The following is a 24,892-nucleotide window of genomic DNA, read 5'->3' as shown; positions in this document are numbered from 1 at the left end:
TATTTATTAAGTGCAAAGCGGCGGGTAAGACTCTTTGCTTATAAGCAACAGGTGTTACTGTCAGTGACGCATTGCCGATAACTGTTATTTAAACCACCGCACCACGAGGAACCCGGCTTGTCACACTTACCGGTGATTGTCGGCATGGGCGGCATCAATCCCGCTGGCAGAACCTCGGGCCATCAGGCCTTCCGCCGGACCGTGCTTGATGCCCTCTCTGCTGACCAGCAACGCCAGACAATAGAGGGGCTGGCGGCACTGATGCGCCTGGCTTCGCCGTCTCCCCAGGGGTGGCACGACAGCGCAGGACAGCCCATCAAGGCCCCAGCTGATACGTTACGCGAATACGTTCTGAACCACACGCTGATTCGCCGCAATGAAGACCCGCGTTTCAGCGAGCCTGGGCTCCCAGCCAATCGCCATGTGAGCATGCAACTCGCTGAGCCGCTGCGTTTTCGGCTGCGCCGTCGACAGCTGCCTGAACAGCTACCCTACAGCTGGCAGGTTCAGGATATCGACCTGCGTACGGTTGAAGTCTGCGTGCCCGCAGGTGAGATGAATGCCCTGCTCCCCGATGCGCAGCCCCCAAAGGTGCGCGCGGCGGCTCAATTGCCTACCGGCTTCGACCCCGCCAGCCTTTACCGCAGCGTACATCACCCTCGCGGCTTGGCGATGTCAGTGTTTGGGGCCAGTGATTGCCTGGGCGCCAGCGGCCTTTCGTGGGAACACCTTCGCCAGCAGTTGAACCCGGACCATATTGCCGTTTATGCAGGTAATTCGATCGGTCAGCTAGACGAACTGGGCTGGGGAGGACTGCTGAAGAGCCTGGTCAGCGGACAGCGCGCCACCTCTAAGCAGATGCCGTTAGGCTATGGCCAGATGCCCGCCGACTTCTTGAACGCCTACGTGCTGGGCAGCGTTGGGGGCACCGGCGCCGCGCTGGGTGCCTGCGCGAGCTTTCTCTACAACCTGCGACTGGGTATCGACGATATTCGTGCCGGGCGACGCCGTGTGGTGATGGTCGGCACCGCCGATGCGCCGATCACCCCCGAGATTATCGAAGGCTTCCGGGCCATGGGCGCCCTGGCCGATGATGCCAGCCTCAAGGCGCTCGACACGCTGGAGCTGTTGACCGATGCAGATTACCAACGTGCCTGCCGCCCCTTTGCGCGCAACTGTGGTTTTACCATGGCCGAGGCCAGCCAGTTTGTGCTGTTGATGGACGATGCCTTGGCCCTTGAAGTCGGCGCCGATATTCTAGGCGCCGTGCCGGAGGTATTCGTCAACGCCGACGGCTACAAACGGTCTATTTCAGCTCCCGGTATTGGCAACTATATTACGCTTGGCAAGTCAGCATCGTTGATCCGCAACATGCTGGGCGACAACGCCTTGAGGTCACGCAGCTTCCTGCACGCTCATGGCACCAGCACACCCAAAAACCGCCTTACCGAATCCCACGTCTTTGATGAGATCGCCCGCGCCAACGGCATCGACGACTGGCCGGTGGTGGCGGTCAAAGCCTTTATCGGCCACTCCCAGGGTAGCGCGGCCGGCGATCAACTGGTCAGCGCACTGGGCAGCTTTGCCCACCAATTACTGCCCGGCATTCCCACCCTGGACGCCGTGGCTGACGATGTTTACGCCAACCGCCTGCGCTTCTCGTCAGTTGCCCAGCCGTTTAACGCCGATGCCGCCCTCATCAACGCCAAGGGATTCGGCGGTAATAACGCAACCGGCGTTGTGCTGTCTCCTGCGGTGACCGAACGCCTGTTAACGCAGCGCCATGGCGCAGCTGCCATCCAGGCTTGGAAAACACGCCGCGAAAGCGTTCGTGAGAATGCCGCCGCCTATCTGGAGCATGCCGACCAAGGCCATTACGCACCCCGCTATCAGTTTGGTGAAGCGGTACTTGAAGGACCCGAACTGGATATTCGGGCGGATCGCATCCATATTCCCGGATATGACCACGCGGTATCGCTGGAAAGCGATAACCCCTTCGGCCGCCTGGATGATGAGGAGCCAACGTCATGACGGATCAGCGCGTCAATATCGCCGTCTACCCGGGCACCTTCGACCCCATCACTCACGGCCATTACGATTTAATCGAGCGCGGCGCCCGCATGTTCGACAAGGTGGTAATTGCGATCGCCGCCAGTCCCGGCAAACACCCAACCCTGGATTTAGCCACCCGCATCGAGTTGGCTCAGGAGGTCTGTGCAGGGTTACCCAATGTGGGCGTCATCGGCTTTTCCAATCTGCTCACCAGCATGATGCACGAACAGGGCGCAACGATTATTCTGCGCGGACTGCGTGCCGTCTCCGACTTTGAGTACGAGCTTCAGCTCGCCAACATGAACCGCGCCCAGAACCCGGAGCTTGAGAGCGTTTTCCTCACGCCAGCAGTGGAAAACTCCTATATCTCCTCCACGATGGTGCGGGAAATTGCCAAGCTTGGCGGCGATGTATCACCGCTGGTCCATCCCAAGGTCGCAGAGACGTTGCGTAAGCACTACAATGGCTAAGACGCTAATGTTGAGCAAAACACTCGGGTAATCGCATTACCCGAGTGTGAACGCCATCCGTGAGGTATACCCATGGCCCTGATGATTACCGACGAGTGCATTAACTGCGACGTCTGTGAACCCGAATGCCCCAACGACGCCATCTCGCCTGGCGAAGAAATCTATGTAATCGATCCCAATCTGTGCACCGAATGCGTGGGTCACTTTGACGAACCCCAGTGCCAACAGGTTTGCCCGGTCGACTGCATTCCACTTGACCCGGAACGCCCCGAAACGCACGACCAACTGATGCACAAGTACCGTCTTATCACGGCTGCCTAGGCTAATCAGGTGCGTATATGGCAGCTAGCCTGGCCCATCATCATCTCCAACATCACGGTGCCGCTGCTTGGGCTGGTGGATACAGCCGTGGTCGGCCACCTGCCTGACTCCCGCTACCTGGCTGCCGTTACCCTGGGTGCCACCCTGTTCAGCTTCCTGTATTGGGGGTTTGGCTTTCTACGTATGGGCACTACGGGGCTAGTCGCCCAGGCAGTCGGCCGAGAAAGCGACAGCGATGTGCGCAACCTGCTTGGCCAATCGCTGATCATGGCCGTCGTTATCGGCAGTTTATTGATTGCCTTCGCATCGCCGATTATTGCCCTGGGACTATGGCTGCTAGATGGTAGCGAGGCCGCCACAGCCCTTGCGAGAAGCTACGCTGAAATACGTCTATGGTCGGCCCCGGCGGTTTTGGCCAATTACACCATTCTGGGCTGGTTCCTCGGCCAGCAGAACGCTCGCGTCACGCTGATGATCCTGGTGCTTACCAACAGCGTGAATATCGTCCTTGATGTGTGGTTCGTGATGGGCCTGGGCCTCACCAGCGATGGCGTGGCGTGGGCCAGCGTGATCGCCGACTATTCCGCCCTGGCATTCGGCGGTTTTCTCGTCTTGCGTCAGCTAGGCAAGCTCGAAGGGACGTTTCTGCGTAGCCGTCTGGGGGTTCTTTCTGCCTATGCGGCGTTGTTTAACGTCAACGCCAATCTTTTTATACGCACACTCGGACTTTTGTTTGCCATGGCATTTTTCACTGCCCAGGGTGCACGCCAGGGCGACACCATCCTCGCCGCCAATGCCGTACTCCTGCAGTTCATCATGCTTACCAGCTATGCCCTTGACGGCTTTGCCCACGCAGCGGAATCGCTGGTGGGGCGTGCCGTTGGCCGTGATGACTGGCCAGCGTTTGCCGACACGGTGCGGGCGGCGGCGCGATTTTCCTGGTGGACTGCCGCCGGCGCCGCACTCGTGTTCGCTGTGGGCGGCAATGGGTTGATTGCCATGCTCACCGGTCTTGAAGCAGTTCGCGCCACTGCCGCCACTTACTTACCCTGGATGGTCGTGATGCCACTGATCGCCGTGTGGAGCTACCTGCTGGACGGCGTGTTTATCGGCACGACATCCATCGCGGCCATGCGCAACAGCATCTTTATCGGCCTGGCGGCCTACCTGCCTACCTGGTGGCTAACCCAAGAACTTGGCAACCATGGTCTGTGGCTCGCCTTCATGGCATTTACCTGTGTACGCTCGGCTGTCTTGATAGGCTATTACCGTCACTACCGTCTTACTCGCTGGCGTTGATCAAGCACTTGTCAAACCTGCCTGTGAGGATGAAAAAACGGTCGTTGCCCAGTATATTAGCGGTGCACTTCCTAATAATGAAAAAGTGAGCCTGCCATGTTGAAAATGATATCCAAACCGGCGGTGAAGATGGTCGAACGCTATCTTCCCGATCCATACATCTTTGTACTGCTGCTGACCCTGATTGCCGCTGTCGCGGCGATTGCCATCGAGCGTCAGACGCCACTGGCTGTCCTGCGTTTCTGGGGCGACGGCTTCTGGGGCTTATTGACCTTCTCCATGCAGATGCTGCTGGTACTGGTCACCGGCTTCATGCTGGCCAGCTCTCCCCCGGTCAAACGACTACTGCAACGCCTCGCCAGTACGGCGAAAAGCCCCGGTGGCGCGATTATTCTGGTCACCCTGGTATCGCTTACAGCAAGCTGGATTAACTGGGGCTTCGGCCTGGTGGTAGGCGCGCTGTTTGCCAAGGAACTGGCTCGCCTGGTGCGTGTCGATTACCGACTACTGGTCGCCAGCGCCTACTCCGGCTTTGTGGTCTGGCACGGTGGGCTGGCGGGTTCAATTCCGCTCACCATTGCCACCGAGGGCCACTTTGCCGCTGACGATATCGGCATTATCGGCACCGGCTCAACGGTATTTGCGTTCTTTAACCTGGCCATTGTGGCGTGCCTGTTCATCTCCATTCCGCTGGTCAACCGGCTGATGCTGCCGGACGAAAAAGACAGCGTCTATGTAGACACCAAGCTGCTGGACGATGAGCCAGAGACCAAAGGCCGTATTACCCGCCCGGCTGAAAAGCTGGAAAACAGCACCTCATTGGCCTGGCTGGTAGGTATTCCAGGACTGTTGTTCCTGGCCGATCATTTCCTGCTGCGCGGGGGCGGCTTGAACCTCAACGTGGTGAACTTTCTTTTCCTGTTTCTGGCGATTGTTCTTCACCGCACACCGCGCAACCTGCTCAACAGCCTGCACGAAGCCATTAAAGGTGGCGCTGGCATTGTCATCCAGTTCCCCTTCTATGCCGGCATTATGGCCATCATGGTCGAGTCCGGCCTGGCACAGAGCATGTCCGAATGGCTGATCTCGTTTGCCACTGAAACGTCACTACCCTTCTGGTCGTTCATCAGCGCGGGGATCGTCAACCTGTTTGTGCCTTCAGGCGGTGGTCAGTGGGCTGTTCAGGCACCGGTCATGCTGCCCGCGGCGGAAGCCCTGGGGGCGGACATTTCACGCATTGCCATGGCGGTTGCCTGGGGTGATGCCTGGACCAACCTCCTGCAGCCATTCTGGGCCTTGCCGGTTCTGGCGATTGCGGGCCTGAAAGCCAAGGATATTATGGGCTTTTGCCTGGTTCAGCTGTTTATTACCGGTGCCATCATCTCGGTTGGCCTTGTCTGGTTTTAAGCTCAGGCAATGCGTCTGCGCCTGCCATGAAGGCAGGCGCTTTACATTGATCTCAAGAGACGAGTAGAGCCCATGTCGGATACCCCTATGACCGCCCTGCCCGGTCAGCATGAATTGTCCATGACTGTCTTAATGACGCCTGACATGGCGAATTTCAGTGGCAAAGTTCACGGTGGTGCGATTCTCAAAAAACTCGACGAGGTTGCCTACGCCTGCGCCAGCCGCTATTCCGGCCATTACGTAGTCACCCTGTCGGTCGATCAGGTGCTTTTCAAGCAACCCATTCACGTTGGTGAACTGGTCACCTTTTTGGCCAGCGTCAATCACGTAGGGCGTTCGTCGATGGAAATTGGCATCAAGGTGGTGGCGGAAGATATCCGCAATAAACTGATCCGCCATACCAATAGCTGCTATCTCAGTATGGTGGCGGTAGACGCCGACGGAAAACCCGCTAAAGTTCCGCCACTTGCCTTGGCAACGCCATTGCAGCAGCTACGCTTTGAGAAAGCCGCCCTGCGCAAAAAAATGCGCAAACAAGCCGAGCATCAAGAACAGCTGGCCCAACAGCAGCATCAATCACAAACGCCGACTTGATCCGTCTTGCCGACGCCCGCCAACTAAGCCAAAGGAGCTGCCATGCCTGCCAGGGAGCGCTATCCCCATCTTCCCAAGGGCGTTGAGTACGCACACATTGGCTGGGACTTTTTCATTCTTGCGGCCGTGGTGATCAACCTCGGTTTGTTGTTGTTCGATTCACTATTTTTACTTGCTCCGATCAACCAGACGATAGAGGCGATATCGCCGAGCTTTCATGGCGCCTACGCGACCACCATTCATAGCCGCTTCATTACCATCGACCTGTTTTTTGTCAGCATTTTTATCGCTGACGTGTTGCTGGGCTGGGCCGTGGCGATTGCCGAGCGCCGTTACCACCGCTGGTTTTTCTACCCCTTTGTACACTGGTACGACGTCCTTGGTTGCATCCCGCTGAGCGGGCTGCGCTGGTTGCGCATTCTGCGGGTTATCTCGCTGCTTTACCGGCTGCACCGCCTGCGTCTTATCAACGTCGAGGGTTGGTGGATCTATAAGTTCTTCGGCAAGTATTACGATATCTTGCTGGAAGAGCTCTCCGACCGTATCGCCCTGCGGTTGCTTGGGAATGTTCAACAGCAAATACGCTCAAGCGACTCATTGACCGAACAGGTCATAGACCGTGTCGTCATGCCTCGCAAACAGCAACTCATCCAGGAAATTGCCCAGCGGCTTGAGACGTCTGTGGGCACTGCCTACCAGCACAACCGACACGCCATCATGGCGGCGATCAGCGAGTTGGTCAGCCGTACGCTGCGTGAAAGTCCCGAAATCCAGCGACTACGCCGCCTGCCCATGGGAGAGACTGCCACCAGCGCCATGGAAGCATCGTTAAGCGGCGTTGCCCAACGGCTGGTGGATGAAGTCGCCCTGTCGATTCACTCCCCCGAGTTTCAACGGCTCGTTGAAGGCGCGGCGGAAAATGGCTTTGATAGCTGGCTGACCCCAGACGAAGGCAGTGACCGGGTCACCGAACAGGTGGTGTACGACGTCCTGGAATTACTCAAAGAACAGGTCAACCGCCAGCGCTGGAAGGACCGCTACGACTAGCTGACAGACAAAAAACCGATGACACTGAAGGATCAATGCGGGCTAACCGCAGCTTAGCTCTTCGATCACGTCATTATCGTCGAGGTGGATATTCAGCCGCCCCGGGCGATGGTCCAGGGTGGCAGCCTCCCCTGGCCGCAACACGCGAACTTGTTGAGCACCGCTTTGTTGCACCAGCGCGTCGCTTGAGGTGCCATCTATCGGCGCTCCCAAGGCAAATTGAATATCTTCCAGACGGCAGGCTGTCCTTTCATCATCGGTGGTGTGAGCGCTACCAACCTGCGGCGGCGGGGGCGCACTCGGGACATCATCACCCGCGCCGGGGGTCTGGGCACAGGCCGCCAAGAAGAGAGATAAAAGTGTTAAAACACTAAGCTGCCAACCTCGCCAACACATCATCCTTGAGACTCCTGTTACATGAAAAATGCGTTTATAACGCAGCGGACCGACGCTAAACGTCGGTCCGCCTGGTACCACTTTGCTTAGCTTGCCGCGTCCTGAACGGCTTCACCGCCCTCTTCTATATCCTGGCCTGCGCCACTGAGGGTATTGCAGCCCGCCAGTACGCCTGCCGACATTAAAAGAATAAAGCTCATTGCCAGTAGTTTTTTCATGAGTGTTCTCCTTAACAAATTCAATCACTATCGGGATACTTCAACTCAATACGTATGAGCCAAAAGCACTTTCAGGGTAACAGCCTTTTCAGTATGGCGCCTACTTTGAAAGCCATACCTTTTACTACCCGATGAGGATCACCGTAATGACAACCTTTGCACTTGATGAGCGCCTGGCCAAGGATACGCTGCTACTGTCAGACTTGCCGCTCTGCCGCGCTTTGTTAATGCTCGACGCGCGCTATCCCTGGGTAGTACTGGTGCCCAGGCGTGCTGCGCTGAGCGAGGTGTTTGAACTGACGACCGACGACCAGCAACAGCTCTGGCGGGAGGCAGGCCAGTTGGGCCAGGTGATGAAGACCGCCTTTAACGGCGACAAGCTCAATATCGCCACGCTGGGTAACGTGGTCAGCCAATTGCATGTGCATGTAGTGATTCGCCACCACGACGACGAGGCCTGGCCAGCGCCCGTTTGGGGGTATGGCAGGGCCGAGCCATACACGCCCAACAAACAGCAAACCATGCAAGCACGTCTTTCGGCGCTGATTGAAACGCTGGACTTACGCTAACCACCGGTGAGCGGGTTGCCTGACCGAGACGGCGGCTCGCCTAACACCGGGTCCCCCACCGGCTGTGCGACACCGGCCGCCCAGAGCGAAACGCCCAGCGTGACAATCACGATGCCCCCCGCAAGGGCCACCCAACCCGCTGCCCGCTGAACGCGGTGGTGAGCTGCCCCCTGACGCGCCAGACGACGCTGCGCCCAGCCTCGCGCCACAACACTGGCCAGCGCAAGCATCGATACGGTGAGCCCAGTGCCCAACGACATGGCGGCAACAGCAGCCACCCCCACCGCAAACTGACCCAACAAGCCTGCTGCGCCTAGCATCAGCACCGCCCCGCTGCACGGGCGCATGCCAATCGCACCGACGGTCATCAGCGCGGTGCGCCAATCAAGCGATTGCTGCGGGCCAATATGGTGCCCCCCGCAGCATGCATGGTCGTGGTCGTGGTCGTGGTCGTGGTCGTGGTCGTGGTCGTGGTCGTGGTCGTGGTCGTTCACAGCATAGGCTCGGCGCAGTTGGCCGACAGCCCGCCAGCAAAGCCATACCCCCAGGGTCGCCACCAGAAGAAAACTGGCGTATTCCACCCATACGACGCTGCCCATCGCCTGGCGCGTTACCCAGCCGAGGCCGTAGACCAGGATGGCCACCAACACGATGGCCGTTAGCCCCTGGAGCAGCGCTGCGGCAAACGAAAGCCCCAGGGCACGCCCCACGGCACCACCGTGAGACATCAGGAATGTTGCCAGCACCGCCTTACCATGCCCTGGCCCGGCGGCATGAAACACGCCGTAGCCAAAACTTACCCCCAGCAGTGTTGCCCAGGTTGCCACCGCTGACTGCTCTGAAAGCGCCGTCAGCGCAAGGGTAAGGTCCCGGTGCAACTCACGCTGCCAGCCGAGCAAGGTGTAACTCATTGACGCTAAACCGCCCTGCCACACGACAAGGCTTGCGACGGCAACTCCCAGGGCTAAAAGGCATAGCAACCCTAAAGGTAAACGCCGAGACATCATGGACACACCACCTGACCCGTTTCAGCAAAATAGCGCCCTAACCCCGGCTCGCCGCTTTCATCGGCATCCAGGCGTGACGCTTCCATGATCTTCTCGGGATCCGGGTCAGCGGGCATGATGGTGAGCTCGCACTCGGGCATATCACGCAGCACAAGGGCATTGTCGCTTGGCTCGTCACCTTCCGCTTTATGCACCACCTCAAGGTAATAGGTCGGGTCATACACTTGATACGTGAGCGTGCTGCCGCTTAATGCTGGCGTGGATGCGAACGGCAGGATAAAAATAAACGTCAGTCGATTATCGCGTCGCATGGCGGTGTATTCGCTAACCTCTTTAAGCGGCAGGCGCTCACCGTCTACCCGCGCTTCGGTAAAGTAGCCTTGGCTGGCAAGATTGTTGCGTATTTCGCCACCTAACTGATCAAGCCCCTCGTCGAGCGTCGCCCCATCGACACGTTGCAGCTCGTCGAATACCACCAGGCTATAGAACGGATCCATTTGCCAGGTTTGGTGCAGGCCCGTTACCCGTCCCTGGTCATCGGTGAGCACACGGACGCTGATATCTATCCATCCGTGGGGATGCGCCATGGCGCTCGCGCTTGCCAACAGGCTCAACGCACCTATAAAGCCGACCCAGCGGGGTGCCAGCCAGCGGAGCAAATACGTCATGGTACCAACCCCAGGCGGCTTTGGAGCGCCACTAACCATGGATCCAGACGGTTCGGCGGTAACGGCTGCCCACCACGCCACGCCGAAACGCTCACATGGCTGTCTCTGCCTACCTCACTCACCTCGAGCACTAGCCGGTAACCTGGCCAGCGTGCCAACACGCCTTCGGCACGCCCAAGCGATAAATCGGCGTGGCGCAGGACATAGCCTTGCTCGATCATCAGGCTAACTGCCGCGCGAAAGGTGTCTTCAGCCGGGGCCTGATAGACCAGTTCGCGTGGCTCCGGCGGCGGTGTCGTCGCGCAGCCGCTGAGCATTACCAGCAAGCCAGCCGCGGCCCAATGAATCACTCTCATGGTGCGCTGTCTCCTGTGGTCGTATACGCGTCCAGGGCAGTTTGGAATCGCGCGCAAAAATCGTCGGTACTGGCGCTACGCCCCGTGCGCAAACTGCCATACTGATCAAACCGGCGGATATCGCGTGACACTCGCACGTGATGGTTATCCCAAAGCAGCGATACCCGTTCTACTTCGGTGGGCAACTGGCCAAACCCACCACCCAAACCAACCCCCAAATGCGACCGGCCGCCAACGCCCATCCCGCCGAACACGCTCAGCGACATTCGTGAGCTGAAATGCGGCGAGGCGTAAAGGTCTGACGCACCATGTAGCTCACGCTCTCGACTGGCGCTTAAAAAACCTAACCGGGTATCGCTTGCGTCCAGACTGAAGCCCCATTCAGTCAGCACATCGACACTGGCAGTCAAGGTTGAAGGCGCCTCGCTTGGAAAGTAGCACGCCGGGGAAGGCAGGGGGTCCGCATTGGGCAGCGATGACGGTACCGCCTGACAGCCGCCAAGGGCGAGCAGGCATATGAAACTGAACGGCATCCACTTCATAACCACTCCTTGGGTTGACGGATGGTGCTGGTTTGCTTCGGCATGGCGCGCTAAGCTCATTCTACAGACCATGATCATTGAAAAGGGTGCCCATGCATATCCTGTTTTGCCCTGATAGTTTTAAAGACGCACTCAGCGCAGAAGAAGCGGCACATGCCATGGCCCGGGGCGCCGCATGGGCGGACCCTGACCTGCATCCGCTGATCTGCCCATTGGCTGACGGTGGCGAAGGCAGCCTTGATGCCCTGATCGCGGCAACCGGGGCCGAGCGTCGTCAACAAACGGTGTTGGATGCCCTGGGCCGCCCGCGCCTGGCCTATTGGGGCTGGCTTGCCGAGCAGCGTACCGCGTTTATTGAACTGGCAGAAGCCAGTGGCCTGCAACCACTTACCCAGAATGAGCGCGATGCGCGTTATACGTCTACCTATGGCGTGGGCCAGCTGTTTCTCGCAGCACTGGACCACGGCGCAGAGAAGGCGCTACTGCTACTAGGCGGTAGCGCGACCAACGATGGGGGTGCTGGCATGCTCCAGGCGCTGGGGGCTCGCCTGCTCGATGGCCAAGGACAAGCGCTGCCCCCAGGCGGAGCCGCGCTTGCCGACCTGGCGACGCTATCGTTAGAGGAGCTGGACCCTCGGCTTGGCAAACTGGCCATTGATGCCGCGGTGGATGTCGATAACCCGCTGCTGGGCGAGCACGGCGCCAGCGCCGTTTTCGGACCACAGAAAGGCGCGACACCCGCTCATGTTCAGCAACTTGACCAAGCGCTCAGCCATTTCGCCGACATTGCGGCCGATACATTGGGCCGTGATGACCGCGACCTGCCCGGCGCGGGTGCGGCGGGCGGCATGGGCTTTGCTGCGCACGCATTCCTCGGCGCCACGCTGAAACCGGGCATCGACATGCTCATGCAGCAGGCCGGGGTTGATACCTTGCTCGCCCAGGCCGACCTGGTAATTACCGGAGAGGGACGTCTGGACGGCCAAAGCCTTTCCGGCAAGACACCCATCGGCGTTGCGCGAGCGGCCGCGAGGCATCAGGTGCCGGTGGTTGTCTTGGCCGGCAGTCTGGGCGATGGCTGGCAGGCCTGTTTGCAGGAAGGCGTGACCGCCGCCTTTGCGCTTGCGGATGGCCCGATGGCGTTAAGCGACGCATTGCCCAGAACGGCTGAGCTGCTTGAAGCCCGTTGCGAAAACCTGGTTCGGCTTTGGCAGTCGGCCCGCCCTTGAAAAACGACGGCCTCGTCTGCATTTACTGGTTATAGATTGATAGGTAATGGGCTAGCGCTATGGCGGCAATGCAAAAAACCTGCTTTGCAACGCTAGTCCGCCCTCTTAACCTAATCACCAACATTTGTCGCCGCGCAGCGGTGCCCATCAAGGAGTCTAGATATGTCCGATACCAACAGCATCGGTCTTCACGAAGGCAGCGCCAGCCAGTTGGCAGAAAAACTCAATCACCTGCTCGCCAACTATCAGATCTTTTATATGAACGTTCGTGGCTATCACTGGAACGTCAAAGGTAACGACTTTTTCGAGCTGCACGCCAAGTTTGAAGAATTTTACACAGACTTGCTGACGAAAGTGGATGAAGTTGCCGAGCGTATTCTCACACTGGGCCACAAACCTGTCCACGCCTACAGTGACTACATCAAGCTCTCGCGTATCGAGGAAGACAAAGACGTCCACGACGGCACCGCCTGCGTCAATGGCGTACTGCGCGGCTATCAAGCGCTGATCGAATTGCAGCGTGAGTTGCTGTCCATCGCGTCAGATGCTGACGATGAAGGCACCGCATCGCAGGCAAGCGATTACATTCGCGAGCAGGAAAAAACCGTCTGGATGCTGAACGCCTACCTCAGTAAATAAGCGTTTCAGAAGCCGGTCGTCGAATGAAAACGGCACCCATCGGGTGCCGTTTTTGGGTTCAGGGGTTATGCGCCAGGTCTTCCACCAGCGTTTTCAGCAAGCGCCAGAACTCGTCCACCGTTGCCAGCTCCACGCGCTCATCCGGCGAGTGCGCACCGCGAATCGTGGGGCCAAAAGACAACATATCGAGATGTGGGTATTTACTGCCCAGAATACCGCATTCAAGCCCCGCATGAATTACCTTGACTGCTGGCTGTTTCCCTAACAGCGACTGGTGGCAGGCGTTAAAGCGCTTGAGCAGATCACCGTTGGGGTTGGGTACCCAGCCCGGGTAGCCGTGCTCGACGTTAACTCGTGCCCCGATCAGTTCAAACAGTGCTTTAAAGCGGTCCGCCATCGCCGTGACGGCGCTGTCGTGTAGCGAGCGCACCAGTGCACATAGGTGAAAGCGCCCTTTATCGAGGCTCACCACCCCCAGGTTGTTGGACGTTTCAACCACACCGGGCACATCGGCACTCATCCGCTCGACGCCACAGGGGGCTGCATGCAACGCGGCCACCAGCATCGTGCTGGCATCCAGTGTCAGCGGTTCAACATTTCTACTTGGGCTTAGAGGCTCGGCAACCAGCCGCATACCCTCATCACCACTGCCCAGTTCGCGCTGCAGCGTTTGCGTCAATTCGCTAACAATAGCCAGCGCCTCTTGCTGCTCGTCAACGGGCAGGGCGATATCGGCAAAGGCTTCGCGAGGGATCGCATTGCGCAGTGTGCCACCCTGATAGTTAAGCAACCGGGCATCGACATGCTCGAGGGAGCGCAGCACGCGTACCAACAGGCGGTTGGCGTTACCTAGCGGCTTATGAATATCCATCCCCGAATGGCCGCCCTTTAATCCCGTCAGCGACAGTCTGAGCAGGCACTCATTGTCCCTGAGTGCAGCACTAGGTAGTTGGGCATTAACGACCACATCGGCCCCACCCGCGCAGCCAATAAACACCTCGCCATGATCCTCGCTGTCGAGATTCAGCAGGCGCTCTCCTTCCAGCCAGTTTTCGGCCAGATGCAGGGCACCGCCCATTGAGGTTTCTTCCTCAAGGGTAAACAAGGCTTCCAGAGGGCCATGGGTAAGCGCGGGATCTTCAAGCAGCGCTAAAATCGCGGCCACCCCAAGGCCATTATCAGCCCCGAGGGTCGTGCCCTCGGCATGCAGCCAACCGTCAGCGACATAGGTCGCGATCGGGTCACGCTGGAAATCATGCGCGTGCCCGGCATTGGCTTGAGCCACCATGTCCAGATGACCCTGCAAGATGAGCCCTGGGACGTGTTCATAACCCGGGGTGGCCGGCTTGCGCAGGCGCAGGTTGCCAAAGGCATCACGGTCGTGGGCCATGCCTTGTGTCGCTGCCCAGGCTTCCAGCAACTCAACAAGCTGGGCCTCATGGCCGGATGGGCGAGGCGTATTACACAGCGTACGAAAGTGCTGCCACACGAGTGTGGGGGTCAGCGCATCAAGATGTTCGTTCATGGAAACTCTTTATCATGGATAACCGGCTTACTTTAACGGTCCCGGGCAGCGGGGGGAAGCGGTTGCTGAGCCCAAAGGGTTCGCACCGCCTCGCGTAGCGCTTGCACAGACACGCTCGGCGCATCGTCAAGCGGCTGATTCTGGAACGCCCAGGCGGCCAGTTGCTGGTGCGCTGATTGACCCGCTGCCGACAGCGGCCAGCGACTCGCTTCGCGGGCCAGTGCCTGCAAGGACGACCGGGCAAGCGCGGGAGCTCGATGTGCTGTCGCCACATCGTCGATATCCTGCCACTCAACCTCAGTCAATGGCTGCTCGGGCAGTTCGTTAATCACCAGGCTCACCACCTCAGCGGGCAAGCGCGCCAATTCAAATGCCAACAAGTTGGGCAGCTGGGATATAAATCGTCCGGAAAGGGCATCCAGCACTTTTTCACCTGCTGGAGTCAGGGCGCTTGCCACCATAATGGCGAACTCACCGCTTGACGGTTCACGAGTAACGCCCAGGCGCACCGTTCTAAACCCTTCGGCACGCCAGAAACGCAGCAGCCCTGCATCGGCCCCAAAGGTCGCGCCATACAGCATGGCGCCCTGACCGACGGCTTGTTGCCGGTCGTCGCTCAACAGCCTGCCCCCCACCCCCTGACGACGCCAGTCAGGGTGGCAGGCAATGCGAACCACCCGCCGCCAACACGCTGTCAACGCATCCCGGCAGCCCGAATGTGCCGCCAGTGATTGAGCCATTAAATGCCCCTGGGGGCGGCGTTCTCCGCGCGCCACCTGATCAGCAAGGTCCACCGCAAAGCCTCCTTCTTCACGGGTGACCAGCACCGCCTGCGGCCGCTGCCGATGGCCGATAACGCGCAGGCGCATACCGGGGCCATCCAGCAACTGGCGCAAGTCGCTGGGGGTCGTTCGATAGTGAGACTGCACCAGCAGACCAAATAGTGGGGCAAGAGCCTCTTCGTCCAGGACAAGTTCATCTCTGGAGACCTCATAGGAAGCAGCGGGTAGCGCTAATGCTTCTTTAGCGGTGGGCAGCGGCGCGTTCAATAGCAACAAACGATTGAGCGTTTCTTCAAGCGGATCCGCCGCCTGCCAACGAACCGGTGTATCAAGGGTGAGTGCCTTCCAGTCCGGTGTTTTCACATTCAGCACTTGACGAAAACGCAGCGCAAACCCGCGCCCGGAACCTTCGTAGCCGTGGACGGTGGTGGCAAACGCAAGTCTGGGAAAGGCGGCCAGCCATTGTGCTAACAGCGCTGGCGGCAGTGCTGCGGCCTCATCGACCATCAGGTAGCTGCCGTCGCCACCCAGCGTACCTGCTGTCACGTGTTCGCCAAGCGCATCGGGCGCAACGAACAAAAGTTCAGCGCCGTTGGTGAATATAAATCGCTCTGGGGTGGTTCGATTGCCATCAGGGCATAGCGCTGCCACACGCTCAAACACAGCTTCCACGGCGGCCAGGCGTGGGGCGGTGACAATCACTCGCGAGGTTTTTTGCTGCTGTAGCAGTAGAACACAGGCAATGCCCAGCGCGGCGCTTTTACCACGACCTCGGTCGGCGGTGATGACCAGCGGCCGCCTGCGTTTGAGACCGACCAGTGCCCTGACGGCAGTGGCCTGATCCAGCGTGATGCAGTCGGTATCCTCGGGCTTTTGCATTATAGGCGGCGTGGCCACAAGACGCCCCAGTCGAGGCAGCGCTCCGGGTAACCAGCGGATGATCTGTTCTGACGTTTTCAACTGAGCGGCCAACCGTGCCAGGTAGCGCGCTGTCAGGTCGTTCCACTGCCAAGGGGAGTCAGCGATGCGCGCGTAGTCCGGGTCGGGCTCCCGGCCCCAGTCGGTGGGCGTGATCAACACCAGCAGCCCACCCGCTGTCAGGGTCCCGCCAATGGCGCCTAGCGCATCAGGATTGAAGCCACCTGCGTGATCATGGGCATTGACCACCACCAGTTGATGCTCGGCACCGAGCCGATTAGGGGCCTGATTGGCTTTCATTGCGGGTTGAACAGGCGCGGCCTTGCCTATCCATAATGGGGAACGCCATGCCCGCGACTTCCATAACGCAACTGCTAGCGCTTCACATTGCCTGGCACCGCCTTGCAGCCAGACAAGCTGACGCCAACGCCGCCTTTCCAACTGTCTTGCCCGTTGAACCAATAGCGTGATCGACCGTGACGCTACCGCTTCGCCGGTTGGTAACGACGACATAACATCTCCTCGACGGGATAGACAGCTTACAACTTTGGTTGCATCACCGAGACCCTTTCAACGTTTTTCACACTTAGACCCTGTTGCCCGAACAATCCAACAACAAACTAACCACATGATTTATATATAAATAAAAAACATCTTCACCCTGCTTGCCAGCCATCAACCTAGCACAGCACGGATGTTGCATTGCAACGGCCAGAATGTGCTAATTTAAGCATGCAGGGTAATTCATTCCTTTACGTAAACGTAATGCATGCCAACTGCACGAACTGCATCCAAATCCCCTAATAAATCTAACGGCGACCAACAGGATCCAACATGAAAAAAACTGCCAAGTTTGCCATCACAAGCCTCGCTGCTGGTGTTGCATTAGCAGCCATCTCTTCGACCGCTCATGCCCAGCAAGAGTGGACCATGACCACGACATGGCCAGACAACCTGGATCTAATTAAAATTGATCAGCATTGGGTCGAGTTGGTCAACCAGTTGGCGGGCGACGAGCTGCAGATCAACTTCCGCGCCGGCGGCACGCTGATGCCGGGCACCGAGGTGTTTGACGCCACCGAAACCGGCGCCATCCAGGCCTCGGGCGACTGGCCAGGCTACTGGGCAGGCCGCAGCCCGGCGTTTTCGCCGCTAGCCACAACCACCAGCCTGTTCAACGGCGTTGACTACCTCAACTGGATTCAGCAGTGGGGTGGCTGGGACCTCTATCAAGAAGTATATGGCAACTACAACATGGTGTATCTGCCTTACGGGATCACCAATAACGAATCCGGCTTCATGGGCAACACGCCCATCGAAAGTATCGCCGATCTTGAAGGCAAGCGCCTGCGCCTGTCAGGCCGCGATCAGGGCCGCGTCCTTGAAGAGCTGGGTGGCTCACAGGTCACGCTGGCCGGTGGTGAAGTTTACCAGGCGATCGAGCGCGGCGTGATCGATGCGGGTGAATTCTCGACACCAGGCGTCGACTATAACGCTGGCTTCTCTGAAGTAGCCGATTACTGGTCGACACCTGGCTGGCACCAATCGGCCAGTGTCTTTGGTGTAATGATCAACAAAGATGCGTGGGATGAGCTTTCCGAGGAAACCCAGGAGACGCTGAAAATTGCTGCCGACGCGACAATGGCGTGGTCACTGGCATGGTCAGAGCGCCAATCCACCGAGGCAACAGTGAAATTCCAGGAAGATGGCGTCGAAATCAGCACCCTTTCGGCCGAAGACCTTGCCACCATCCAAGATGCGACTAACGAAGTGATTCTGCGCGGCGCATGTGAAGACCCGATGCATGCAAAAGTTTATCACTCCATGATCAGCTATATGGAGCACTACGCGAACTGGCGTGACATCACCGTGCCGTTCAACATGAGCCGCTCCATCGACAACCTGCCATCGCTCGAAGAAATCGAAGCCTGCATGTAATTGATTGTCGATAGCCGCCCCGATGCCACCGTCGGGGCGGTTTTACGTCAAGTGCCTATACTTTAGAAGCGGGAGATGTCCCATGCATGCGATCGCAAAAGCCATTGACAGGTTCAATGAGCTCTTTGGGCGAATTGTTGCGCCTCTTATCGCGGTTATCACACTGATTGTGCTGTATGACATCGCGATGCGTTTTTTCCTTGGACGCCCAAGCGACTGGGCCTTTGACGTGACAAAAATGCTCTTCGGCGCCCATTTTATGCTGATGGCCGCCTATGGACTTCGTCACCATGCTCACGTGGAAGTCGACGTATTAAAACGCCTTTTATCCCGAAAAAAACAGGCAGCACTGGAACTCGCCGGCTACGCCATCTTTTTTGTACCATTTATCTGGCTGCTGTTAACCCAAGGCTGGGCCTTCTTCGAGCGCTCCATTAGCCGTGGCGAGACCACTTACGGCATGGTGGCCCTGCCGGTTTATCCTGTAAAAGGCGTGATTGTCCTGGCAGCGGTTTTGATATTGCTGCAGGCCATTGCCATCGTGCTGCGCGCTATTATCCAACTGCGTGAGGAGAACCACGCATGAGTGCAGAATTACTGACTCTGGTGATGTTTGGCGGCCTGTTAGTCGGCCTGTTCATGGGGCATCCGTTAGCGTTTGTGCTGGGGGGCGTGGCCGTCATTGGTGCCTTTTTGGGCCCGGGCGCCAACACCCTTGGCATTATTATCAATAACGTCTATGGCAACGCCATGGATAACTACGTCCTCGTCGCCATTCCGCTGTTTATCCTGATGGCGCGGTTTTTGAACGACTCAGGCGTGACCGAGAAAATGTTCGATGTCATGCGTTTATTACTCGCCAACCTGCGCGGCGGGTTAGCCCTGACGGTGGTCGTGGTCTCGGTGTTGCTCGCTGCCACAACAGGTATTGTCGGTGCTTCCATTGCCGTGATGGGTATGATTGCCCTGGTACCGATGCTCAAGTATGGCTACAACAAAGAACTGAGTGCCGGTGTCATCATGGCCAGCGGCTGCCTGGGGATATTGATTCCGCCCAGCATCATGTTGATCCTGATGGCGAGCTATTCCCCCGTATCGGTGGGTGCGCTATTTGCCGGAGCGCTGGTACCCGGCCTGCTACTCGGCGTCATGTATGCGCTTTACGTGCTGATTATCTGCTATGTAAAACCCTCATATGGCCCGAAGGTGCCAGCAGCGGAACGCGCCGAAGTCAGCACTCGGCAGCTTATGGTCATGCTTGCGAAGTATGTCGTTCCGCCGATGTCATTGATTTTGGGCGTATTGGGGGCTCTGTTTACCGGTATTGCAACGGCCACCGAAGCGTCCGCCATCGGGGTTTTCATCGCCTTCATCCTGTTCATGATTTTCGGCGACCGCAAACTCTCCACCTGCTACAGCACGATGATCGAAGCGGGCAAAACCACCACCATGGTAATGCTGGTACTGGTAGGCGCCACGGCGTTTACCGGCGTGTTTTCGATTGGTGGCGGTATGGAGGTTATCAGCGAGGTCGTCCTGTCCATGCCAGGTGGTACGTTCGGCGCTCTGCTGCTGATGCTCTTTCTGGTATTCATCCTGGGAATGTTCCTGGACTGGACAGGAATCGTGCTGCTCAGCTTCCCCATCATGCTACCGATTGTCGAGACGATGGGCATCGATGTGCTGTGGTTTGTGGTAATGGTCGCCGTTGTGCTCCAGACCTCCTTCCTTACCCCCCCATTCGGCTATGCCCTGTTTTATCTCAAAGGGGTGGCACCGCCTGGGGTAGAGATTGTTGACCTCTACAAAGCGGTTATTCCGTTTGTGGCGCTCATTCTATTCGCGTGCGCACTGATGGCTTTCTTCCCCGTCCTGATTACCGGCTTACCCAGCTTATTGGTCGGTTGATCTTCATCATCCTTCAAGTCGTTCAGCCCGGCATAAAGCCGGGCTTTTTTTTAACAGCACGTCACAAGAAGCCAAGTGGCTGCAGCTGTCGACGGCCGATGGTACTATTCCTCGCCGTGCGCACCCTATGTCGCTGCGATATCCGTTTGCTTTTGCAAGGAGTCTTCTCGTGTCCCGCTCCACTTCTGGTGAGTCAGCCGCACAGCGGCCCAGCCCTCAGCGAAAACTGAACCTCTGGTCGGCAGTACTCATCGGCGTCGCGTTAGTGGTGGCGCTGCCTGTCATCGTGGTATTTGCACATATTGCACTGCCCACCGATGGCGTATGGCAACACCTCGCCAGTACCGTGCTACCGCGCTACCTGAACAATACCTTCTGGCTTGTCGTCTGGGTGGGAGTCGGCACCCTGATCATCGGCACGGGAAGCGCCTGGCTGGTCGTCATGTGCCGCTTTCCGGGCAAGCGGTTATTCGAGTGGGCATTACTTCTTCCCCTGGCTGTGCCTACCTATGTCATCGCCTACGCCTATACCGACTTCCTACAATTTGCCGGGCCCTTTCAGAGCGCCCTGCGTGACATGTTCGGCTGGGAACACGGCGATTATTTTTTCCCTGACGTTCGCTCGCTAGGCGGTGCTGCCACCCTTATCACCATGGTGCTTTATCCCTATGTTTACCTACTGGCCCGGGCTTCCTTTCTAGAGCAGTCGGTCTGCGTTCTCGACGTTGGCCGTACTCTGGGTCGCGGCCCCTGGCGCCTGTTTTTCAGCATTGCGGTTCCGCTAGCACGCCCGGCGCTGGTAGGCGGCGTATCATTGGTACTGATGGAGACCCTCAATGAGTTTGGCGCGGTCCAGTTTTTTGGTGTAGATACTTTCACGACGGGCATATATCGAACCTGGTTTGGCATGGGCGAGCCCGTCGCCGCCGCCCAGTTGGCTGCCTGCCTGCTCAGTTTTGTGATTGTACTGGTGTTACTTGAGCGCTGGTCCCGCGGCAAGCGGCGCTACTTCCACACCACAAACCGGTATCAGCAATTGCCTGAATATGCGCTTCATGGGTGGCGGGCAGCCGCCGCCACTGGGGCATGCGCCATTCCGATCATTGTCGGATTTCTACTGCCCAGCGGCATTCTGCTCGATTTGGCGCTGACGCAAGGCGATTCTCTGTGGGGATCGCGCTTTCTTGGCTTTGCGTGGAATAGTCTAAGCCTGTCGGCGCTAGCGGCCATCATCGCCGTCGGTACGGCGGTACTGCTTAGCTATGGCGTTCGGGTACACGACACAGCGCTTGCGCGCTTTACAACACGTATTTCGGCGATGGGCTATGCCATTCCCGGTTCGGTAGTGGCAGTAGGGATTCTGATCCCCTTTGCCTGGCTGGATAACATCATCAATACGGGCTTGCAGGCGTATAACGGCCAGATCATTGGCCTGATCTTCAGCGGCTCGGCCTTTATTCTGCTCTACGCCTACGTCGTGCGCTTTCTAGCCGTTTCCTTCAATGCCGTAGAAGCCAGTCTCGGCAAGGTCACTCCCAGCATGGATGCGGCCTCTCGAACCCTGGGGCAAACGGCGGGCGGCACTTTGCGCTACGTGCACACTCCCTTGATGCGCAGCAGCTTGCTTGCGGCGGGCATTCTGGTATTTGTCGATGTCATGAAAGAACTTCCCGCGACGATCATACTGCGGCCGTTCAATTTCGATACGCTTGCCGTCAGAGCGCATAACCTGGCATCTGATGAGCGCCTGGCTGAAGCCTCCACTTCATCATTGGCGATCGTGATGGTCGGCATTCTGCCGGTGATACTGCTGAGTATGGCCATGCGTCGTTCACGCCCAGGGGCATAGCCGTAACCGCCAAGAATGTCGTTAACTGTCCTCAGACGCGTGAGGAAACACGAATACCTGAGACAAATCCAAATGAATATCGATCGGTTGGCCTTCAGCAGGCAGAAAAACCCCGGGCACCCTGGCATGCAAGTGGGCTTCCTGGCCGTCGTCTGCATGGGCACAAAGATGCAACAGACTACTGCGGCCGAGTAACTTCGCCATCACGATATGACTATGTGCATGGGAATTAGCCGGCAGATCGCGCTCGATGACACGCAAGGCTTCCGGGCGAATCATCACTTGCACGGCCGTCCCATCAGCAATGCCTTCAGCCGGCACCCACCCCACAGGCGTTGTAACGTGCCCTTCTTCAACCACGCCTTCGATCTCATTGACCTCACCAAAAAACGTCACCACGAATGGATCCTTGGGTGAACAGTAGAGCTCTCTCGGCGTGCCTGTTTGTACAATACGCCCATCGCGCATCAGTGCAATACGATCCGCCATGAACATGGCTTCTTCAGGGTCATGGGTAACCAGTAAGGTCGCAGCTCCGACCTTTTTTAAAACGTGTAGCGTATCGTCCCGTATCCGATCCCTCAGCCTTGCATCCAGGCTTGAAAAAGGTTCATCCAACAGCATCAGCCTCGGCTCAGGCGCCAACGCCCGGGCAAGTGCCACACGCTGCTGCTGACCGCCCGACAGCATATGCGGATAGGTTGACGCATAGTTCGCCATCCCCAGCTGAGATAACAGCTCCTCGGCACGCTCACGCCTGGCACTGGCCGACAAGTGCTTCAGGCCAAAGGTGACATTTTCCAGCACGGACAGATGAGGGAATAGCGCCGAGTCCTGGAATGCCAGCCCCACGTTACGCTTTTCTGGCGGCACGTGACGCAGTCCCGGCGCGGCAATTTGTTCATCTTGCAGGCTGACGCTGCCTTCTTGCAGCATTTCCAAGCCCGCTGCTATTCGCAGCAAGGTGGTCTTGCCACAGCCGGAAGGGCCCAGCAGGCAGACCACTTCTCCCGGCGCCACGGTAAGATCCACACCCTTTACAACGGTATTCTGGTCAAAAGCGTGTTGCACCTGATGCATCGCTAGCGCCGTTTCATTAAGCGCTTTTTGCGCCGCCTTCATTGTTGCTGTCATTGCATCACCGTTCTATTCCCGGTTGCCTGACCAGCAGACAACCATATAATACGTTTGAAAGTAATTAACATTCTATTTTCTATTTATCCTATATGCACCCTTCAACGGTAAGTCATCTTGACGTTAACGCTGCAAAAAGCTGTAATAATCAAGTTAATAATACAACTTATTATCATTAGCAATATAAGGATTATCGCCGATGAAAACTGCACGTTTCGCCGCACCTATCGCGTTTGCTCTCGCCAGCTCTGCCTTCGCAAGCCATGCACTGGCGGATGAGCTTAATATCTACTCTGCTCGTCACTACGATTCTGACGAGCGACTTTACGATGCTTTCACAGAAGAAACGGGTATTGAAGTCAATATCCTGGAAGGTGATTCCGATCAGTTGATCGAACGCATCCAGCGCGAAGGTGTTGCCAGCCCTGCCGACATCATGATGACGGTTGATGCTGGCAGGCTGTGGCGCGCTGAACAGGAGGGGATTTTCCAGGGAATCGAATCCGATGTGCTAGCTGAACGCCTACCTGAATCCATGCGTCACCCTGAAGGGCTGTGGTTCGGATTTAGCCAGCGTGCACGGGCGATCTTCTATAACCGTGAGAACGTGGATCCCGGTGACATCACGCGTTACGAAGACCTTGCCAGCGACGACCTGGGGTATAGCATCTGCATTCGTTCGTCCAACAACATCTACAACCAGTCCTTGCTCGCTTCGATGATTGAGCATCACGGTGAGGAAGGCGCTGAAGAGTGGGCTCAAGGCGTTGTCGATAACATGGCACGTGACCCAGAAGGCGGTGATACAGATCAGATCCTTGGCGCCGCCAGCGGCGAGTGCGATCTAGCCGTCGCCAACCACTATTATTACGTTCGCCTGCTGAAATCGGACGATGAAGCGGATCGCGAGGCTGCACGCAACGTCGGTATCATCTTCCCCAATCAAGATGATCGAGGCGCTCACGTCAATGTCGGCGGTGCCGGTGTTGTTGAGGGTGCTCCTAACCGCGAAAACGCGGTGGCATTCCTTGAGTTCCTGGCATCCGATACGGCTCAGGAAATCTTCGCGTCGGGTAACAATGAATTTCCCGTCGTGAATAACGTCAAGCGTGACCCTGTCCTCGAATCATGGGGCAACTTCAAAAAGGATGATGTAAATATCAGCATTCTGGGAGAAAACAATCCCGAAGCGATTCGCATCTTTGATCGGGTCGAATGGCGTTAATACCCAGCGTTAACCACGCAAAAAGCCCCACGGTCGACCGTGGGGCTTTTTTTGTCACTGCATTACAGCCGCTTACTCTTCAGCAGCCTCTTCCATTTCGTCACCGGCCTCTTCAATTTCATCGCCAGCTTCTTCCATGGTTTCATCAATATTTTCGCCCGCCTCTTCTGCAGGGCCTTGATCATCGCCACAGGCGGTCAGACCGACGGCGAGAAATGCTAATAAAAGCGCCACACCAATAGCTTTGAATCCTTTATCCATCACCATGCTCCTTCTATCACGGTAGTTAAACAGTTAAACGCCGTTTCATATTAGGTGCTACACATAAATCACGCCAATAAATGGCACATACAAACAAAAAACCCAGCCGATTGGCTGGGTTTTCTGCGGTATAGGTGCCTGACGATGACCAGGGCGGCTCTCCGCTACTCTCCATGGGGAGACCCCTAAACAAAAAACCCAGCCGATTGGCTGGGTTTTCTGCGGTATAGGTGCCTGACGATGACCTACTCTCGCATGGGGAGACCCCACACTACCATCGGCGCGAAGCGGTTTCACTGCTGAGTTCGGCAAGGGATCAGGTGGTTCACGCTTGCTATGGTCGTCAGGCGTAACTTTAAATGCATATCATGCTGTGTTTTGTGTGCGTCTCTTACCAAGCCCTGTGTCATCAACACTTGACTCAGTACGCGTATCCGGTTCTCTGCGTGTCTTCACACGCGTCGTTATCATCACGACCAGACCCCTTGGGTGTTATAGGGTCAAGCCTCACGGGCCATTAGTACACGTTAGCTCAACG

Annotated in this window: 25 protein-coding genes and 1 rRNA gene; 15 read left to right on the top strand and 11 right to left on the bottom strand. The window is 57.5% G+C overall.

What is annotated here, in order from left to right; translation table 11 throughout:
* Nucleotides 1-144: 144 nt before the first annotated feature.
* From R3F64_RS06975 to R3F64_RS06945, 7 genes are all read left to right on the top strand, one after another.
* Nucleotides 145-2,031, top strand: a complete 1,887-nt coding sequence (locus tag R3F64_RS06975) for a beta-ketoacyl synthase (protein ID WP_264823683.1) — start codon at nt 145-147, stop codon at nt 2,029-2,031.
* The gene (coaD, locus tag R3F64_RS06970; RefSeq protein WP_085917040.1) at nt 2,028-2,522 is read left to right on the top strand and encodes a pantetheine-phosphate adenylyltransferase; all 495 of its coding nucleotides are present in this window, start codon (nt 2,028-2,030) and stop codon (nt 2,520-2,522) included. Before R3F64_RS06975 ends, coaD begins: the two co-directional genes overlap by 4 nt.
* A gap of 72 nt (nt 2,523-2,594) precedes the next feature.
* Nucleotides 2,595-2,843, top strand: coding sequence for a YfhL family 4Fe-4S dicluster ferredoxin (locus tag R3F64_RS06965; protein WP_085917039.1), 249 nt, complete (start codon nt 2,595-2,597; stop codon nt 2,841-2,843).
* 9 nt (nt 2,844-2,852) lie between these two features.
* On the top strand, nt 2,853-4,142 hold the full coding sequence (locus R3F64_RS06960) for an MATE family efflux transporter (protein ID WP_085917038.1): 1,290 nt from the start codon (nt 2,853-2,855) through the stop codon (nt 4,140-4,142).
* Nucleotides 4,143-4,238: 96 nt separating this feature from the next.
* Nucleotides 4,239-5,549 carry a short-chain fatty acid transporter gene (locus R3F64_RS06955; RefSeq protein ID WP_085917037.1) on the top strand — a complete coding sequence of 437 codons (1,311 nt, stop codon included), beginning with the start codon at nt 4,239-4,241 and terminating at the stop codon, nt 5,547-5,549.
* 72 nt (nt 5,550-5,621) lie between these two features.
* The gene (locus tag R3F64_RS06950) at nt 5,622-6,143 is read left to right on the top strand and encodes an acyl-CoA thioesterase (protein ID WP_199283987.1); all 522 of its coding nucleotides are present in this window, start codon (nt 5,622-5,624) and stop codon (nt 6,141-6,143) included.
* Between the two features lie 42 nt (nt 6,144-6,185).
* On the top strand, nt 6,186-7,190 hold the full coding sequence (locus tag R3F64_RS06945; protein WP_085917035.1) for a hypothetical protein: 1,005 nt from the start codon (nt 6,186-6,188) through the stop codon (nt 7,188-7,190).
* 42 nt (nt 7,191-7,232) lie between these two features.
* Here R3F64_RS06945 and R3F64_RS06940 read toward each other — a convergent pair whose 3' ends face one another.
* Both R3F64_RS06940 and R3F64_RS06935 read right to left on the bottom strand, forming a co-directional pair.
* The gene (locus R3F64_RS06940) at nt 7,233-7,589 is read right to left on the bottom strand and encodes an I78 family peptidase inhibitor (RefSeq protein ID WP_332610627.1); all 357 of its coding nucleotides are present in this window, start codon (nt 7,587-7,589) and stop codon (nt 7,233-7,235) included.
* Between the two features lie 83 nt (nt 7,590-7,672).
* Nucleotides 7,673-7,804: an entericidin A/B family lipoprotein gene (locus R3F64_RS06935; protein WP_085917033.1), complete on the bottom strand. Its 132-nt coding sequence runs from the start codon at nt 7,802-7,804 to the stop codon at nt 7,673-7,675.
* Nucleotides 7,805-7,950: 146 nt separating this feature from the next.
* Here R3F64_RS06935 and R3F64_RS06930 point away from each other — a divergent pair, with 146 nt between their 5' ends.
* Nucleotides 7,951-8,373 (top strand): HIT domain-containing protein, encoded by a 423-nt coding sequence (locus R3F64_RS06930; protein WP_199283988.1) that lies wholly within the window; start codon nt 7,951-7,953, stop codon nt 8,371-8,373.
* Here the strand turns inward: R3F64_RS06930 and R3F64_RS06925 are convergent.
* The 4 genes from R3F64_RS06925 to R3F64_RS06910 are packed head-to-tail and all read right to left on the bottom strand — an operon-like array spanning nt 8,370 to nt 10,946.
* On the bottom strand, nt 8,370-9,380 hold the full coding sequence (locus tag R3F64_RS06925; protein WP_422823713.1) for a nickel/cobalt transporter: 1,011 nt from the start codon (nt 9,378-9,380) through the stop codon (nt 8,370-8,372). The two genes, R3F64_RS06930 and R3F64_RS06925, sit on opposite strands and share 4 nt — an antisense overlap.
* Entirely contained in the window at nt 9,377-10,048 is a 672-nt protein-coding gene (locus R3F64_RS06920) for a DUF1007 family protein (protein ID WP_085917030.1), read from the bottom strand. The genes R3F64_RS06925 and R3F64_RS06920 overlap by 4 nt, the downstream gene beginning before the upstream one ends.
* Nucleotides 10,045-10,404: a hypothetical protein gene (locus tag R3F64_RS06915; protein ID WP_085917029.1), complete on the bottom strand. Its 360-nt coding sequence runs from the start codon at nt 10,402-10,404 to the stop codon at nt 10,045-10,047. The genes R3F64_RS06920 and R3F64_RS06915 overlap by 4 nt, the downstream gene beginning before the upstream one ends.
* A complete protein-coding gene (locus R3F64_RS06910; RefSeq protein WP_085917028.1) occupies nt 10,401-10,946 on the bottom strand; it encodes a hypothetical protein in 546 nt (181 codons plus the stop codon). The genes R3F64_RS06915 and R3F64_RS06910 overlap by 4 nt, the downstream gene beginning before the upstream one ends.
* 92 nt (nt 10,947-11,038) lie before the next feature.
* On the opposite strand from R3F64_RS06910, the gene R3F64_RS06905 reads away from it, so the two are divergent.
* Nucleotides 11,039-12,175 (top strand): glycerate kinase, encoded by a 1,137-nt coding sequence (locus R3F64_RS06905; RefSeq protein WP_332610620.1) that lies wholly within the window; start codon nt 11,039-11,041, stop codon nt 12,173-12,175.
* A gap of 162 nt (nt 12,176-12,337) precedes the next feature.
* Nucleotides 12,338-12,814, top strand: a complete 477-nt coding sequence (locus R3F64_RS06900; RefSeq protein WP_085917026.1) for a Dps family protein — start codon at nt 12,338-12,340, stop codon at nt 12,812-12,814.
* A gap of 58 nt (nt 12,815-12,872) precedes the next feature.
* Here R3F64_RS06900 and R3F64_RS06895 read toward each other — a convergent pair whose 3' ends face one another.
* Complete coding sequence (locus R3F64_RS06895; RefSeq protein WP_085917025.1) at nt 12,873-14,339, bottom strand: aminoacyl-histidine dipeptidase; 1,467 nt, start codon at nt 14,337-14,339, stop codon at nt 12,873-12,875.
* A 32-nt stretch (nt 14,340-14,371) separates the two neighbouring features.
* Nucleotides 14,372-16,552, bottom strand: coding sequence for a tRNA(Met) cytidine acetyltransferase TmcA (locus R3F64_RS06890; protein ID WP_085917024.1), 2,181 nt, complete (start codon nt 16,550-16,552; stop codon nt 14,372-14,374).
* Nucleotides 16,553-16,873: 321 nt separating this feature from the next.
* Here R3F64_RS06890 and dctP point away from each other — a divergent pair, with 321 nt between their 5' ends.
* From dctP to R3F64_RS06870, 4 genes are all read left to right on the top strand, one after another.
* The gene (gene dctP / locus R3F64_RS06885) at nt 16,874-17,977 is read left to right on the top strand and encodes a TRAP transporter substrate-binding protein DctP (protein ID WP_066318211.1); all 1,104 of its coding nucleotides are present in this window, start codon (nt 16,874-16,876) and stop codon (nt 17,975-17,977) included.
* An 82-nt stretch (nt 17,978-18,059) separates the two neighbouring features.
* Nucleotides 18,060-18,563: a TRAP transporter small permease subunit gene (locus R3F64_RS06880; RefSeq protein ID WP_085917023.1), complete on the top strand. Its 504-nt coding sequence runs from the start codon at nt 18,060-18,062 to the stop codon at nt 18,561-18,563.
* Complete coding sequence (locus R3F64_RS06875) at nt 18,560-19,885, top strand: TRAP transporter large permease (RefSeq protein ID WP_085917022.1); 1,326 nt, start codon at nt 18,560-18,562, stop codon at nt 19,883-19,885. The genes R3F64_RS06880 and R3F64_RS06875 overlap by 4 nt, the downstream gene beginning before the upstream one ends.
* 226 nt (nt 19,886-20,111) lie before the next feature.
* On the top strand, nt 20,112-21,734 hold the full coding sequence (locus R3F64_RS06870; RefSeq protein ID WP_233337435.1) for an ABC transporter permease: 1,623 nt from the start codon (nt 20,112-20,114) through the stop codon (nt 21,732-21,734).
* 21 nt (nt 21,735-21,755) lie between these two features.
* On the opposite strand, the gene R3F64_RS06865 is transcribed toward R3F64_RS06870, so the two are convergent.
* Nucleotides 21,756-22,868, bottom strand: coding sequence for an ABC transporter ATP-binding protein (locus tag R3F64_RS06865; protein ID WP_085917020.1), 1,113 nt, complete (start codon nt 22,866-22,868; stop codon nt 21,756-21,758).
* A gap of 199 nt (nt 22,869-23,067) precedes the next feature.
* Here R3F64_RS06865 and R3F64_RS06860 point away from each other — a divergent pair, with 199 nt between their 5' ends.
* Nucleotides 23,068-24,093, top strand: coding sequence for a Fe(3+) ABC transporter substrate-binding protein (locus R3F64_RS06860; RefSeq protein WP_085917019.1), 1,026 nt, complete (start codon nt 23,068-23,070; stop codon nt 24,091-24,093).
* A gap of 72 nt (nt 24,094-24,165) precedes the next feature.
* Here R3F64_RS06860 and R3F64_RS06855 read toward each other — a convergent pair whose 3' ends face one another.
* Nucleotides 24,166-24,354, bottom strand: coding sequence for a hypothetical protein (locus tag R3F64_RS06855; protein WP_085917018.1), 189 nt, complete (start codon nt 24,352-24,354; stop codon nt 24,166-24,168).
* A 232-nt stretch (nt 24,355-24,586) separates the two neighbouring features.
* Nucleotides 24,587-24,702, bottom strand: a 5S ribosomal RNA gene (rrf, locus tag R3F64_RS06850).
* Nucleotides 24,703-24,892 lie beyond the last annotated feature (190 nt).

The organism is Halomonas sp. 5021 (assembly GCF_036663435.1).
Classification (GTDB): Bacteria; Pseudomonadota; Gammaproteobacteria; order Pseudomonadales; family Halomonadaceae; genus Vreelandella; species Vreelandella janggokensis.
This window is presented reverse-complemented; position numbering and strand designations above follow the sequence as displayed.

Coding starts and splice junctions, on each gene's coding strand:
- R3F64_RS06975 (WP_264823683.1), top strand. CDS start 145: ATGGGCGGCATCAATCCCGCTGGCAGAACCTCGGGCCATCAGGCCTTC.
- coaD (WP_085917040.1), top strand. CDS start 2,028: ATGACGGATCAGCGCGTCAATATCGCCGTCTACCCGGGCACCTTCGAC.
- R3F64_RS06965 (WP_085917039.1), top strand. CDS start 2,595: ATGGCCCTGATGATTACCGACGAGTGCATTAACTGCGACGTCTGTGAA.
- R3F64_RS06955 (WP_085917037.1), top strand. CDS start 4,239: ATGTTGAAAATGATATCCAAACCGGCGGTGAAGATGGTCGAACGCTAT.
- R3F64_RS06950 (WP_199283987.1), top strand. CDS start 5,622: ATGTCGGATACCCCTATGACCGCCCTGCCCGGTCAGCATGAATTGTCC.
- R3F64_RS06945 (WP_085917035.1), top strand. CDS start 6,186: ATGCCTGCCAGGGAGCGCTATCCCCATCTTCCCAAGGGCGTTGAGTAC.
- R3F64_RS06940 (WP_332610627.1), bottom strand. CDS start 7,589: ATGATGTGTTGGCGAGGTTGGCAGCTTAGTGTTTTAACACTTTTATCT.
- R3F64_RS06935 (WP_085917033.1), bottom strand. CDS start 7,804: ATGAAAAAACTACTGGCAATGAGCTTTATTCTTTTAATGTCGGCAGGC.
- R3F64_RS06930 (WP_199283988.1), top strand. CDS start 7,951: ATGACAACCTTTGCACTTGATGAGCGCCTGGCCAAGGATACGCTGCTA.
- R3F64_RS06925 (WP_422823713.1), bottom strand. CDS start 9,380: ATGATGTCTCGGCGTTTACCTTTAGGGTTGCTATGCCTTTTAGCCCTG.
- R3F64_RS06920 (WP_085917030.1), bottom strand. CDS start 10,048: ATGACGTATTTGCTCCGCTGGCTGGCACCCCGCTGGGTCGGCTTTATA.
- R3F64_RS06915 (WP_085917029.1), bottom strand. CDS start 10,404: ATGAGAGTGATTCATTGGGCCGCGGCTGGCTTGCTGGTAATGCTCAGC.
- R3F64_RS06910 (WP_085917028.1), bottom strand. CDS start 10,946: ATGAAGTGGATGCCGTTCAGTTTCATATGCCTGCTCGCCCTTGGCGGC.
- R3F64_RS06905 (WP_332610620.1), top strand. CDS start 11,039: ATGCATATCCTGTTTTGCCCTGATAGTTTTAAAGACGCACTCAGCGCA.
- R3F64_RS06900 (WP_085917026.1), top strand. CDS start 12,338: ATGTCCGATACCAACAGCATCGGTCTTCACGAAGGCAGCGCCAGCCAG.
- R3F64_RS06895 (WP_085917025.1), bottom strand. CDS start 14,339: ATGAACGAACATCTTGATGCGCTGACCCCCACACTCGTGTGGCAGCAC.
- R3F64_RS06890 (WP_085917024.1), bottom strand. CDS start 16,552: ATGTCGTCGTTACCAACCGGCGAAGCGGTAGCGTCACGGTCGATCACG.
- dctP (WP_066318211.1), top strand. CDS start 16,874: ATGAAAAAAACTGCCAAGTTTGCCATCACAAGCCTCGCTGCTGGTGTT.
- R3F64_RS06880 (WP_085917023.1), top strand. CDS start 18,060: ATGCATGCGATCGCAAAAGCCATTGACAGGTTCAATGAGCTCTTTGGG.
- R3F64_RS06875 (WP_085917022.1), top strand. CDS start 18,560: ATGAGTGCAGAATTACTGACTCTGGTGATGTTTGGCGGCCTGTTAGTC.
- R3F64_RS06865 (WP_085917020.1), bottom strand. CDS start 22,868: ATGACAGCAACAATGAAGGCGGCGCAAAAAGCGCTTAATGAAACGGCG.
- R3F64_RS06860 (WP_085917019.1), top strand. CDS start 23,068: ATGAAAACTGCACGTTTCGCCGCACCTATCGCGTTTGCTCTCGCCAGC.
- R3F64_RS06855 (WP_085917018.1), bottom strand. CDS start 24,354: ATGGATAAAGGATTCAAAGCTATTGGTGTGGCGCTTTTATTAGCATTT.